The sequence below is a fragment of the Acinetobacter corruptisaponis genome, from assembly GCF_030053775.1.
GTDB lineage: Bacteria > Pseudomonadota > Gammaproteobacteria > Pseudomonadales > Moraxellaceae > Acinetobacter > Acinetobacter corruptisaponis.
Map to the genome: position 1 here is coordinate 2945265 of NZ_CP125669.1, position 12332 is coordinate 2957596.

A 12332-nucleotide genomic window follows, 5' to 3' on the forward strand; every position below is an offset into this window, starting at 1 on the left:
TGACATTAAATTCCTAATATGACATTGTATTCCGAAATTGTGGATAATTAATTTAAGAGGAAATAGGGTGATGGCAAAGGGTTATGTATTTACCGACAAGGTGGTGTTGATTACTGGTGGTGGGCGAGGGATTGGCTTTGCTACAGCACTGGCATTTAAAAAATTGGGTGCGAAAGTTGCCATTGGCGATATTGATGCCGAACTTGCCCAGCAAGCTGCAAGCAAACTAGAGGGCTTTGGCGGCTATCTGGATGTACGTTCCCAGCAATCTTTTCATGATTTTATTGCTCAGGCTGAACAGGCGTTGGGGGCAATTGATATTTTGATCAATAACGCAGGCATCATGCCAATGGGTAAAATGGAAGATGAAAGCCAAGCCATTACCGATGCCCAGATTGATATTAATCTGCGTGGCGTGATTCATGGCATGAAAGCCGTATTGCCAAAAATGCAGCAACGTCAGTCAGGACATATTGTCAATGTTGCCTCTTTGGCAGGTAAATATCCGATTCCTGGTGCAAGTATTTATTGTGCAACCAAGTTTGCGGTGGTGGGTTTAACCGCTTCTATGCAACAGGAATTACGGGATACGCCGATTGGTTTGTCTGCGGTATTGCCGTCCAAAGTACGTACTGAACTGTCATCGGGTACAGGTGATAATTTACCGATTCCAACCGTTGAACCTGAAGATGTGGCTCAAGCGATTATCACGGCTGTAAAACATAATCTGACTGAAATTGCTGTACCAAATTATTTAACCCATACCCCGAAAGCCTATGGCTTTGTCCCGCACTGGCTCAATACCAAAGCACGTCGCTTTTTCGGTGATGACCGTATTTTAAAAGGCTTGGATCAAAATGATCGTCAAGCCTATACTCAGCGTTTAGACCGTTTGACCAAAACAAAATAAGGGAAAGATTTTATGGCTCAGATTGAGAAATTTCATGTCGTTGTGATTGGGGCTGGTTTTGCAGGAATTGGGGCTGCGATTAAGTTACAGCAAGCAGGTTTTACTGATATTGTCGTTTTGGAAAAAGCCAATGAAATTGGTGGTGTTTGGCGTGCTAATACTTATCCAGGCTGTGCCTGTGATGTACCATCGGCATTGTACTCATTTTCATTTGCACCCAATCCAAACTGGAGTCGGGTATTTGCTCCACAGGCAGAAATTAAAGATTATATTCAGGATGTTGCCAAAAAATTTGATGTGGAGAAATACGTCCGTTTTGGCTATGAAATGATTGAAAGTGCATGGGATGATCAGGCAAAGCATTGGGTGGTTAAAACCAGTCGGGGTGATCTACATGCCCGTTTTGTGATTATGGCTGGCGGTCCAATGCACGAACCAGTGATTCCTCAAATCAAGGGTTTAGATACATTTAAAGGTGCATGTTTCCACTCAGCCGAATGGCAGCATGATGTTGATTTAAGCAATAAAAAAGTGGCAGTGATTGGGGCAGGTGCATCAGCGATTCAGTTTGTCCCAGCCATTCAGCCGAAAGTGCAAAAACTGACCCTGATTCAGCGTACCCCGCAATGGGTATTGCCAAAGATGGATCAGAGCCTGCCAAAAGCGGCACAACTGTTATTTAAAGCCTTACCAATCACCCAGCGTTTGACTCGTTATAGCGTGTATGGCGTTTTTGAATCGTTAAACTCCAGTATGCACCATCCCAAACTGATTAAGCAGATTGAACGTGTTGCCAAACTTAATATCCGTTTAGGTGTGAAAGATGCGGCACTGCGTGAAAAGTTAATTCCCAACTTTACCATTGGTTGTAAACGGGTGCTGCAATCCAACAACTGGTATCCAGCTTTGGCACAATCCAATGTTGATGTATTACGTTGTGGCGTTCAGGAAGTTCGTGGCAATACCCTGATTGCCAGTGATGGTTCGCAACATGAGGTGGATGCGATTATTTTTGGAACAGGTTTTGAGATCAGTAATCCACCTGTTGCCAAGCAGATTCGTAATAAAGATGGCAAAACCATGGATGAGCTTTGGCAGGGCAGTGCCAAAGGCTATTTAGGCACTGTGGTTGAGGGCTGTCCAAATGCTTTTGTCATGTTTGGGCCAAATATTGCGGTCAGTTCATCTGCCTTGATCATTATTGAAGCGCAGTTGGCTTATATTCTGGATACCTTGCAAAAAGCCCAGGCACAACAGATTGAAACCATTGAAATTCGCCCTGATGTGTTGGCCAATTATAATGACGAAGTACAAACAGCCTTGAAAGATACGGTCTGGAATACAGGCGGATGTAGCAGTTATTTTATTGATGCCAATGGGCGTAACAGTACTTTATGGCCGTGGACAACGTTTGAAATGCGTTCACGTTTGGCAAGCTGCAACCTAAATGATTACCAATTGAGCTTTCAGAATCAGGCTGCGATTAAAACAGCAAAAAAAGCCAGTTAATTGTATTGCTTGATAGATGAACTGGGGTAGATAAAAATGGGACTGAACATAAATATTGAAAAAATAAAAGAAAGTTTACTGAAACAAGGCTTGAGATTCAGCTTTAAAACAGCCAGTGGCTTGCCTTTACCTTTTCCTGTATTGCGTGGTGCAATGGAAATTGGCGCAACAATTTTCAGACCCAGAACTGATGTCCTGATCAAAAAGATCAAATTAAAAGACGCTGCCACCCAGAATATTGTAAAGGCTGAGGTGGCAACTCCGCCAACCCGACCCCAAGGCGTGTTATTGCATTGTCATGGCGGTGCTTTCTTTGCAGGTTCATCCAGAACACATCGGGCACTTTCGACAGAGATGGCAGCGAGAGCTCAGGTCATTGTGTATATGCTGGATTATCGACGAGTGCCTGAACATCCTTATCCTGCCGCTTTGGATGATGTCAAAACGGTTTATCAACATTTATTAAGTGATGGCTGGCGACCTGATCAAATCTTTTTAGGCGGTGATTCTGGGGGATGTGCGCTGGCACTTGCCTTGGCGATTCAACTGAGAGACACCCAGCAACTCCTGCCTGCGGGAATGGTGATGATCTCACCCTACGTTGATATGACGCTGAGTTCAGTTTCTGTGCGTGCCAATGTCAAACGTGACCCGATGCTGAAAAGTTTGGCATTGAAACGGGGTGGCGATGGTTATCGAGGAAAATTAAACGCAGATGATCCACGCATTTCGCCACTTTTTGCTGACCTCAAAGGCTTGCCACCCTTATTGATTCAGGCGGGTAGTGAGGAAATATTGCTAGGCGATGCAAGAAATTTAGCCAGTCGTGCTGAGGCTTCTGGTGTAGAAACGACCTTGAATGTCTATGAAAATATGTGGCATAACTTTCAAATGTTTAATCTATTGATCCAAAAGGCAGATGATGCACTGGATGAAATTGGTCAGTTTATACAGGGTAAACTGGTTTAATTGGTAGTGACTAGGCTTTTCCTCATTAAAAGGTTATCCAGTAAACTAAACAGCATACACGCAAGAACCAGACATAGGCCTGCCAAACAGGTCATGGTCCAACCGCCATGATTCCATGCAAAAATGCCAAGTGCGGAACCACAGGCACCTCCAGTAAAATAGGCGGTCATATAGATTGCATTGATACGTGACTTTGCATCAGGTCGTAAGCGGAAAATAATGCTCTGGTTGCTGGTGTGTACCAATGCCAAAGCCAACTGGATCAGGGCAAAGCCAACAATATAGCTGATGAGGACTGTTTGCCCGTAATAGAAGCAAATCCAGCTGATAATGAATAAGGCACAGCCCATCCAGGTCAGTTGCCTGGTGTAGTCCTGATCAGCATATCGGCCAATATATTGGGTGGATAAGGCACCAAAAATACCCACCAGACTCACCATCCCAATCACCAGGTCAGGTAAATGATGGGCCGAGCTTAGCAGAAGTGCGATGGTGGAATACAGGATACTGACTGCCGCAAAGGCAAACCCGCCTGCAAGTGCCCGTAACAATAGACGCTTTTCCTGCTTCAAGAGTTGAGCCATCGAAACAAAGATTTGCCCATAATTCATTTTCATGCGCATGACGTAGGGCAAGCGGCTTTTAAGCGCATAAGCCAATATCAGCATCAAGACCCCACTGACCACATAAATGACTTTCCAGTGAAACAGGTTGGAGAACAATCCTGCCAGACTGGTCGACAGCAAGATACCCACCAATAAACCGCTCATGAGAAAGCCAACAACTTCGCCTGTTTTTTCAGGCTGTACCGTCATGGTGGCGAGGGGAATCAGCACTTGGGCCGCAACGGAAAATAACCCAACCAGTACTGTTCCAACCCATAACATTGGCAGGTTCACTGAGAAAGCGCTCAGAAATAAACCTAGAGCGCATAAAGTCATGAGTAGGGGAATAAACTTGGTCTTATTGACCACATCACCCATTGGCACAATAAATAGCAAACCCAAGGCATAGGAAACCTGTGCAAAAGTGACGGTCAGGGCAGCCTGGCTTTCTGTTACGGCAAAATACTGCTGAATGGAGTGGATCAGTGGCTGGCTATAATAGTTGGCACCTGCACACAGACCGCACGCCGCAGCCATAAACCAGAGCAAGGCCTTATTTTGACTAATATCTTGAGGGGCTGACATAATTTTCTCTATCACTGGTTTATGCAGTATATGCGGTTGCTTCAATTTCAACGAGCATTCCTGCTAATGCCAATCTGGAAACAGGAATCAATGTGCATACAGGAAAAGCATGATCTTTCCATAAACTTCGCATGATGCCTGCCAATACCTGAAGTTTTTCAGAATTATGGTCAACAATCAGTACACGCAAAACGGCGATATCTGAAAGTTGTGCCTGAGCGGCGATTAAAGCATGCTGAATATTATAAAAGACTTGTTGTACCTGTTGGTCAAAAAAATCGGAAAGTTCACCATTTTTGTTTTCTCCTCCCTGGCCTGCTATATGGATGATACGCATATTGGGTTCCACAATGACAACATGACTATAACCATTACTCCGCGGATCATACAGTTTATCTGGGTTAATGGTTTTAAATGCGGGTGTGTTGACCTGATTCATAAGACAGACCATTTCCTAAAACTTGGGCTATGTTAGTATCAAAGCTCAAGTTAACTAGAGGTCAAGCTTATTTTGAAAAAAGTGCCATTGCAGACTTGGCTCAGCATCGGGGAGCTTGCAAAACGTGGTGGCGTAAGTGTTGCTGCCATTCGTTTCTATGAGGAAAAGGAATTGATCTGGGGCACACGAACCACAGGAAATCAACGCCGTTACCAAAGGGCAATGCTCAGGCGAATTGCCATTATTAAAACCGCCCAACAAGTCGGGATTAGCCTGCAACAAATTAAAGAGACTTTTGAAAGCTTGCCCAAGCAGCAGGTTGCAAGTAGAAAAGATTGGCAAACCATGTCTCAGCAGTGGCAGTCACAGCTTGATCGGCAAATTATGATGCTCTTGCAATTGCGCCAACAGCTTGATCAATGTATTGGCTGTGGTTGCCTATCACTGGAACAATGTCCACTGAGAAATCCTGATGATTGTCTGGCAGAACGATCAATGGGTGCGCATTTTCAGGAAATTTTATTGTTGCTGAATCAGAAAAATAAAATGATGAATGAGATAGAGTGATTTTTGCACCAATATTGTGCGTTAAATCTATTTTGATCAGACAAAATTACATAAATATCACTTGAAAAAATGCCGATTCAAGTTTTTACATTTCTTTTTAGTTTTTCTGAGGGATGGCGACCATACAATTCAGATTTATTGATAACCCCTATTTTGTTGTCTTGAAATAGGTCTTGCAGTTTGCGAGATAAATAGTCGCCGAAAAAACCAATAAAAGTTCATGTAAGCCAATTTCTCTACATAGCTGCACGATTATGATGCGGTTTCAGTCCATAGACCCGTTTTAGCCAAGCCTGAATATGAACAATGTTTAAAGAGTTGGTGTGTGTTCTATTTATGATGATAGATAAAACATGGGGTTATTTAATCTATACCGCTTTGGCATTGAATGAAAAAAAGGCACAAGGCATATAAATGAACGGATAGATACAGAAGAGAATGAAATTTTTATCTTCGATGTGTATGGCTAAGCAAGTATGATTTATCAAAAGCCAAACATGCTGAGCATACAAGGTTTCAATATCAATATGAATCATCAGTTCAAAATATGGGTATTTATTAAATAAATAGTGGGTGGAATTTTAAAAAAGTTCCATTAGAATCCAAAATTCTACAAAGAATACTCCTGGGGGAAACATTGCTATCCGCGATGTTTACTTAAGAAAAACTAGCTTGAGGAACGCTCATGCAGATCGGAATCCCAACCGAAACTGTCGCCAGTGAAAGTCGTGTAGCTGCTACACCTGAGACAGTAAAGAAGTTGATTAACGCAGGTCATAGCGTTGTCATTCAACGTGGTGCTGGTGTTAAAGCCGCGTATATTGACAGTGCTTATGAACAAGTTGGCGCAACTATTACGGACGATGCATATACAGGCAGCCAAATTATTTTGAAGGTACGTGCCCCTAAGGGTGACGAAATTCAAAAGCTTGCGGCGAATACGACTGTGGTTGCAATGTTTGACCCTTACCGCAATCCAGAACTGGACCAGTTTGCTGCTCAGCAGGTCAACGCTTTTGCCTTGGAATTACTGCCACGTACACTTTCCCGTGCACAAAATATGGACGTACTTTCTTCTCAGGCAAACTTGGCAGGTTATAAATCTGTATTGTTGGCTGCGGCTGAATACCAGCGTATGTTCCCAATGTTAATGACCGCTGCGGGTACAGTGAAACCTGCACGTGTCGTGATCATGGGTGTTGGTGTTGCAGGTCTACAGGCAATTGCAACTGCAAAACGTTTGGGTGCGGTTGTTGAGGCAACTGACTTGCGTCCAACAGCAAAAGAGCAGGTTGAGTCTTTAGGCGGTAAATGGTTAGACGTACCAATGTCCGATGAAGAAAAACAACGTGCTGCTGAAGCTGCGAAAAGCGGATATGGTTGGCAGCCTGGTGAGCAATACATCAAGGATCAAGCTGCGATTGTAGATAAAGCGGTATCAAATGCTGACATCGTCATCACCACCGCATTGATTCCAGGTCGTAATGCTCCACGTCTGATCAAGGCTGAGACTGTTGCCAAAATGAAACCAGGTTCTGTCATCTTGGATATGGCGGTTGAAACTGGCGGTAACGTTGAGGGTTCTAAAGAGGGCGAAACAGTTACAACTGAAAATGGCGTGAAGATTTTGGGCATTCCAAACATTCCAGGCACAGTTGCAACTGAAGCATCTGCATTGTATGCACGTAACGTTTTCAACTTCCTTGAGACATTATTCGACAAAGACAAGAACTTTGTGCTTAATCAAGAAGATGAAATCCAAAAAGCGTTACTCGTGACTCATGGCGGTCAAGTACTGCTCAAGCGCGGTTAAGGAGAGTTCTCATGGTTGAAACGATTACGATTTTCGTCCTTGCCATCTTCGTAGGTTACTACGTGGTTTGGGGTGTAACGCCTGCGTTACATACACCATTAATGGCGGTAACCAATGCATTGTCTTCAATCATTGTCGTAGGGGCAATGATTCAGACGGTTGGTATGCCTGCGATTGGTGTTGATGCCAATGTTGCATTCCAGAGTGTAAATGTTGTGAGTATCCTTGGCGCAGTTGCTGTGTTCCTGGCAAGTATCAACATTTTCGGTGGCTTTGCAGTAACTGCTCGTATGCTTGAGATGTTCAAGCCAAAGCAAAAGAAAAAAGAGGGCTAATTGATGGAATTTATTCGTGAATTTGCGAACTGGTTCTACCTGATTGGTGCAGTTCTCTTTATCCTAACCTTGCGTGGCTTGTCTGGTCCTAAGACTGCAATCGCGGGTAACCGTTATGGCATGGTCGCAATGACCATTGCAGTCATCACCACATTCTTCGTTGCTGAACACCCTGTGGTTTGGATGATTGGCGGAGCGATGGTGCTGGGTGCGGTTGTGGGTATCGCTCGTGCGAAAACAGTACCTATGACACAAATGCCTGAAACTGTTGCATTGATGCACTCATTGGTGGGTTTGGCTGCGGTATTGATTGCAATTGCTGCGATTCTGCACAATAACCAGCTAATTGCATTGTTTGAGCAAAATAAAGATGCATTGGAAGCTGCTGGCGTACAGCATGCACACATGAGCGCAGTTCACCTGTTTGAATTGTTCGTGGGCTGTTTCGTTGGTGCGATTACGTTCACGGCATCTGTATTTGCCTATGGTAAATTGGCTGCGAAAAAATGGGCCAAAACAATTTCTGGTGCATGGGTTAAACCTGTTCAGGCGATCATCTTTATTGCAATGCTTGCATGTGGTTTCTACTTCTTCACTACAGGCAACATGACTGCATTCTGGGCGATGACGGCTCTTGCACTTGTATTCGGCTGGGTGTGGATTGCACCAGTGGGTGGTGGTGATATGCCAGTTGTGGTATCGCTATTGAACTCATTCTCTGGTTGGGCTGCGGCAGGTATTGGTTTCACACTTGAAAACAATATGTTGATCGTTGCTGGTTCACTGGTTGGTTCTTCTGGTGCGATTCTGTCTTATATCATGTGTAAAGCGATGAACCGTTCAATCATCAACGTATTGTTTGGTGGTGCAATGGGTGGTGCAGCAGTTGCCTCAGCAGACAAAGGTGAGCAAGTTCAGCGTAACTACCGTTCTGGTTCAGCAGATGATGCAGGCTTCCTGATGTCAAATGCAGACAGCGTTGTGATTGTACCTGGTTATGGTATGGCGCAAGGTCGTGCACAGAATGCGGTTAAAGAATTGTGTGAAATCCTGAAAGAACAGGGCGTAAAAGTTCGCTTTGCGATTCACCCAGTTGCGGGTCGTATGCCTGGTCACATGAACGTATTGTTAGCTGAAGCGGATGTTGCCTATGAAGATATCCTGGAAATGGATGAGATCAACTCTGACTTCCCAGCAACTGATGTGGTACTGGTTATCGGTGCGAATGATGTTGTTAACCCAGCAGCGAAAGATGATCCAAGCTCACCAATCTATGGCATGCCGATTCTTGAAGCGCATAAAGCACGTACCATTATGGTGATCAAGCGTTCTATGGCAACAGGTTATGCTGGTCTGGACAATGACTTGTTCTACAATGAAAAAACCATGATGATCTTTGGTGATGCGAAGAAAGTTGTTGAAGATATGACAAAAGCAATCAATGGTGGTGGTCACTAATCTGACCTCATCAGGATTGAAGAAGCCACCGTTAGGTGGCTTTTTTGTTAGAGCATATTTATTAAAGGTATTTTTCTACAAGATCCATAGATTGTGCATAAAGATCACGGGCAAGTTGCTGGTTTTTAGCATGTGGTGATTTCAAGTCTGGCATGTGTGCACTGACATATTCTCCATTACGCTTCGCCCAATCATCTCCAGTCGCCATTTGCGTAATCAACTTTGCAGGAACCGAGGTCGGTACTAAACCAATTTTCATCACTTCATAAACAGGTTTTGGCAGTTCGCGATAAATGTCAGAGGCAACGCCTCCTGGATGCAGTGAGTTGTTGGTGATGCTGCTGCCAGCCATGCGTTCAGCAAGTGCATTGCTGAACAGTAGGTTTGCGAGCTTGGACTGACCATAATAGAACAGGGGATTATAAAAACCCTCTGCACGGAACTTATTCGGTTTGATTGAACCAGCCCAATGTGCAATTGAGGCGAGATGTACAATTCGAGCTTTAGGTGCCTGTTCCAAAACAGGAATCAGCTTATGTGTCAGTAGAAAGTGGCCCAGATAATTCACACCAAACTGTTGTTCAAAACCATCCTGCGTCAGCTGCTTGGTTTTGGCAAATAGTCCTGCGTTGTTAATCAGGACATCAAGACTACCGTAGCGGTCTGCAATCTCATCGGCTGTGTTGCGGGTTGATTCAAGACTGTTCAAATCGAGGGAAACCAAATCAACCTGCCCGTGACCCAATGCACGCAATTTATCCTGCGCAGCTTGCGCTTTTTGCGGATTACGGCAGGCAAGAATGACGTGCTGTCCTTGCTTTACCAACTCTTCCGCTGTGGCAAAACCAATACCTGTATTTGCACCTGTAATCAGAATTTTCACTTCATCTACTCCAATAATGCTCTTTATTTGATGAATTTTAAAGCAGGCCCTATAGTGCGGTAATTTTGACAACTTGTCATGTCAAATTTGAAAGGGAAGAAGAGATTGTTATTGATAAAAGGTGTATAAAGGTCTGGATATTAAGTATTTAGTTTAGATCATTTTTTTATGATGAATAAATATAAACCAATGAATTATTAAAAGAAAAAAAGAATTCATTTTGGCATTGTCTTTGCATCGGATTACTTGGTGTTTCTAGGGGAATTTTATGAAAAGTATAATTTTAATATTGTTGTTTTTACTATCTCTCACATCCCATGCATCTGCTGAAACCACGACAAATATTCAGGAAATCCGTATTTCCCTGGATAGTGTATGGGTGGTGGTGGGTGGTATTCTGGTTTTCTTTATGCAGGCAGGTTTTGCACTGATCGAGAGCGGCTCGGTGCGCAGTAAAAATACCGTGAATGTACTCATGAAGAACTATATGGATACCTGTATTGGAGGACTTATTTTCTGGCTGTTTGGCTTTGGCCTGATGTTTGGCCTGAATCAAACAGGGTGGATCGGACTCAGTCATTTTATGCCAGATCAACTGGATGACTGGCACTGGAACCTGTTGTTCTTTCAGATGATGTTTGCGGCGACAGCCACCACGATTGCCAGTGGTGCCATGGCTGAACGCATCCATTTTGTGGCTTATGTGGTAAGTGCGGTTTTTGTAAGTGGCATCATTTACCCTGTATTTGGTAGCTGGGCATGGGGCGGACTGTTCGGTGGTGATGGCTGGCTGAAAGCTTTGGGATTTATTGATTTTGCTGGTTCAACTGTGGTGCATTCAATTGGTGGATGGGTTGCGCTTGCAGGCATTATGGTGCTTGGCCCTCGTTTGGGACGGTTTGGTCGTAAGGGGCAAAGCCATTTTCTAGCAGGACATAATCTGCCTTTGGTGGCATTGGGTGGCTTTGTGCTATGGTTTGCGTGGTTTGGGTTTAATGCGGCATCCACGGTTGCCGCAAGTGTGAGCATTGGACGTATTGCCCTCAACACGCATTTGGCTGCCTGTGCTGCGGCTGCAACGTATATGGTTCTGGCCTTGCTTCAATCCAAGGCGGTGCTCATGCGCAATACCATTAACGCATCACTGGGTGGTCTGGTTTCAATCACGGCGGGTTGTGCCACCATGTCACCCCTATTTGCGGTCATCACAGGTGCTATAGCGGGTTTGCTGATGACTTTTGTACCTTTGTTAATTGAAAAGATGCGGCTGGATGATGTGGTGGATGCTGTTGCAGTACATGGGGTGTGTGGAGCATGGGGAACCATTGCCGCAGGTGTCTTCTTTCTGGAGAAACCGTTTAACCTTGATGTGATCTCCGTTCAGGCTTTGGGTGTGGGGGCCGCATTTGTCTGGGGCTTTGGTGCCGCGTTTATCATGTTTAAGGTGCTCGACAAGGTTCTCGGTGGTTTAAGGGTTTCCCAGCAACATGAACAGCGGGGACTGGATTATACCGAACATGCTGAATTGTCATACCCAGAGTTTCAGAGGGATGTCACCTTTGAAACCGAAAATATCACTCATCGCCATTAAGGGAGGTGATTGTTATGGCTGAATTAAGCATTGAACAAAAAAGGCTGGCAGTGGAAAAGGGGCTTGCACAGTTCTTGCCAGACTCGGTATTGCAGCGGGTTTTGCAGTACTGGGAAAGTGAATATGGTCACCAGCCATCCTTTGTATTAAATCGTTTTCTCAGTGAAATTTGTACCAGTGATGACCTACGCTTGCAGCGCAAGGAGATGTTGCGGCAGGTATTGTATGAAATTTCGGTGGTTGAGAAACAGGAACGCCTCAAGGTAAAAACGGATAAAGAAGTTATGCCCGCTGAGACAAGTCCCGAAACAATGGACCTGTTTCAGGCGTTCCATGACTTTGTGATGGGTGTGTTAAAAGGCGTCAGTCAACCTGATTATCTGGATTTTGTGGCAGAGATTCAGGGCAAAATGAAGAAACATCGTTTACTTGCTGGATATTGGTATATTGCAGGTTCAGAGAAGCAGTGCTTGATGCAAATGCCGAAAGAGGCTTATGCGGTTATGATTACAACGCTGTATGCGATCTACTGTAGTTTTTATGGTCCAGGCAAGGCGGATCAACTGTATGCACAGATTAAGCATGAAATAAAACAGCATCACCCAGCAGTCGACTTAAGCCAGTTGTTGTAGGAATGAAAAAAGCGACCTTATTGGTCGCTTTTCTTA

12 protein-coding genes are annotated in these 12332 nt (G+C 44.3%); 9 read left to right on the forward strand and 3 right to left on the reverse strand.

All coding sequences use genetic code 11. From position 1 onward, the window contains the following. Nucleotides 1-70 precede the first annotated feature (70 nt). The 3 genes from QLH32_RS14000 to QLH32_RS14010 are packed head-to-tail and all read left to right on the forward strand — an operon-like array spanning nt 71 to nt 3388. Nucleotides 71-910 (forward strand): SDR family oxidoreductase, encoded by an 840-nt coding sequence (locus QLH32_RS14000; RefSeq protein WP_283266687.1) that lies wholly within the window; start codon nt 71-73, stop codon nt 908-910. 12 nt (nt 911-922) lie between these two features. Then, nucleotides 923-2419 (forward strand): flavin-containing monooxygenase, encoded by a 1497-nt coding sequence (locus QLH32_RS14005; RefSeq protein WP_283266688.1) that lies wholly within the window; start codon nt 923-925, stop codon nt 2417-2419. Between the two features lie 36 nt (nt 2420-2455). Beyond that, complete coding sequence (locus tag QLH32_RS14010; protein WP_283266689.1) at nt 2456-3388, forward strand: alpha/beta hydrolase; 933 nt, start codon at nt 2456-2458, stop codon at nt 3386-3388. Here QLH32_RS14010 and QLH32_RS14015 read toward each other — a convergent pair. Then, nucleotides 3385-4578 (reverse strand): MFS transporter, encoded by a 1194-nt coding sequence (locus QLH32_RS14015; RefSeq protein WP_283266690.1) that lies wholly within the window; start codon nt 4576-4578, stop codon nt 3385-3387. The genes QLH32_RS14010 and QLH32_RS14015 overlap by 4 nt on opposite strands. Nucleotides 4579-4597: 19 nt before the next feature. Beyond that, nucleotides 4598-5017: a RidA family protein gene (locus QLH32_RS14020; RefSeq protein WP_283266691.1), complete on the reverse strand. Its 420-nt coding sequence runs from the start codon at nt 5015-5017 to the stop codon at nt 4598-4600. 72 nt (nt 5018-5089) lie between these two features. On the opposite strand from QLH32_RS14020, the gene soxR reads away from it, so the two are divergent. The 4 genes from soxR to QLH32_RS14040 all read left to right on the forward strand — a co-directional run bounded on the left by soxR (nt 5090) and on the right by QLH32_RS14040 (nt 9190). Then, complete coding sequence (gene soxR, locus QLH32_RS14025) at nt 5090-5584, forward strand: redox-sensitive transcriptional activator SoxR (RefSeq protein ID WP_283266692.1); 495 nt, start codon at nt 5090-5092, stop codon at nt 5582-5584. Between the two features lie 685 nt (nt 5585-6269). Beyond that, entirely contained in the window at nt 6270-7397 is a 1128-nt protein-coding gene (locus tag QLH32_RS14030; RefSeq protein WP_267981719.1) for a Re/Si-specific NAD(P)(+) transhydrogenase subunit alpha, read from the forward strand. An 11-nt stretch (nt 7398-7408) separates the two neighbouring features. Next, the gene (locus QLH32_RS14035) at nt 7409-7732 is read left to right on the forward strand and encodes a proton-translocating transhydrogenase family protein (protein WP_004664154.1); all 324 of its coding nucleotides are present in this window, start codon (nt 7409-7411) and stop codon (nt 7730-7732) included. Nucleotides 7733-7735: 3 nt separating this feature from the next. After that, nucleotides 7736-9190, forward strand: a complete 1455-nt coding sequence (locus QLH32_RS14040; protein WP_267981720.1) for an NAD(P)(+) transhydrogenase (Re/Si-specific) subunit beta — start codon at nt 7736-7738, stop codon at nt 9188-9190. A 61-nt stretch (nt 9191-9251) separates the two neighbouring features. Here QLH32_RS14040 and QLH32_RS14045 read toward each other — a convergent pair whose 3' ends face one another. Beyond that, a complete protein-coding gene (locus QLH32_RS14045; RefSeq protein WP_283266693.1) occupies nt 9252-10073 on the reverse strand; it encodes an SDR family NAD(P)-dependent oxidoreductase in 822 nt (273 codons plus the stop codon). A gap of 268 nt (nt 10074-10341) precedes the next feature. On the opposite strand from QLH32_RS14045, the gene QLH32_RS14050 reads away from it, so the two are divergent. Together QLH32_RS14050 and QLH32_RS14055 are read left to right on the forward strand one after the other, a co-directional pair. After that, on the forward strand, nt 10342-11664 hold the full coding sequence (locus QLH32_RS14050; RefSeq protein ID WP_283266694.1) for an ammonium transporter: 1323 nt from the start codon (nt 10342-10344) through the stop codon (nt 11662-11664). Nucleotides 11665-11678: 14 nt separating this feature from the next. Further along, nucleotides 11679-12296 carry a hypothetical protein gene (locus QLH32_RS14055; RefSeq protein WP_283266695.1) on the forward strand — a complete coding sequence of 206 codons (618 nt, stop codon included), beginning with the start codon at nt 11679-11681 and terminating at the stop codon, nt 12294-12296. Nucleotides 12297-12332: the final 36 nt, after the last annotated feature.

Coding starts and splice junctions, on each gene's coding strand:
- QLH32_RS14015 (WP_283266690.1), bottom strand. CDS start 4,578: ATGTCAGCCCCTCAAGATATTAGTCAAAATAAGGCCTTGCTCTGGTTT.
- QLH32_RS14030 (WP_267981719.1), top strand. CDS start 6,270: ATGCAGATCGGAATCCCAACCGAAACTGTCGCCAGTGAAAGTCGTGTA.
- QLH32_RS14055 (WP_283266695.1), top strand. CDS start 11,679: ATGGCTGAATTAAGCATTGAACAAAAAAGGCTGGCAGTGGAAAAGGGG.
- QLH32_RS14020 (WP_283266691.1), bottom strand. CDS start 5,017: ATGAATCAGGTCAACACACCCGCATTTAAAACCATTAACCCAGATAAA.
- QLH32_RS14035 (WP_004664154.1), top strand. CDS start 7,409: ATGGTTGAAACGATTACGATTTTCGTCCTTGCCATCTTCGTAGGTTAC.
- QLH32_RS14000 (WP_283266687.1), top strand. CDS start 71: ATGGCAAAGGGTTATGTATTTACCGACAAGGTGGTGTTGATTACTGGT.
- QLH32_RS14050 (WP_283266694.1), top strand. CDS start 10,342: ATGAAAAGTATAATTTTAATATTGTTGTTTTTACTATCTCTCACATCC.
- QLH32_RS14040 (WP_267981720.1), top strand. CDS start 7,736: ATGGAATTTATTCGTGAATTTGCGAACTGGTTCTACCTGATTGGTGCA.
- QLH32_RS14005 (WP_283266688.1), top strand. CDS start 923: ATGGCTCAGATTGAGAAATTTCATGTCGTTGTGATTGGGGCTGGTTTT.
- QLH32_RS14010 (WP_283266689.1), top strand. CDS start 2,456: ATGGGACTGAACATAAATATTGAAAAAATAAAAGAAAGTTTACTGAAA.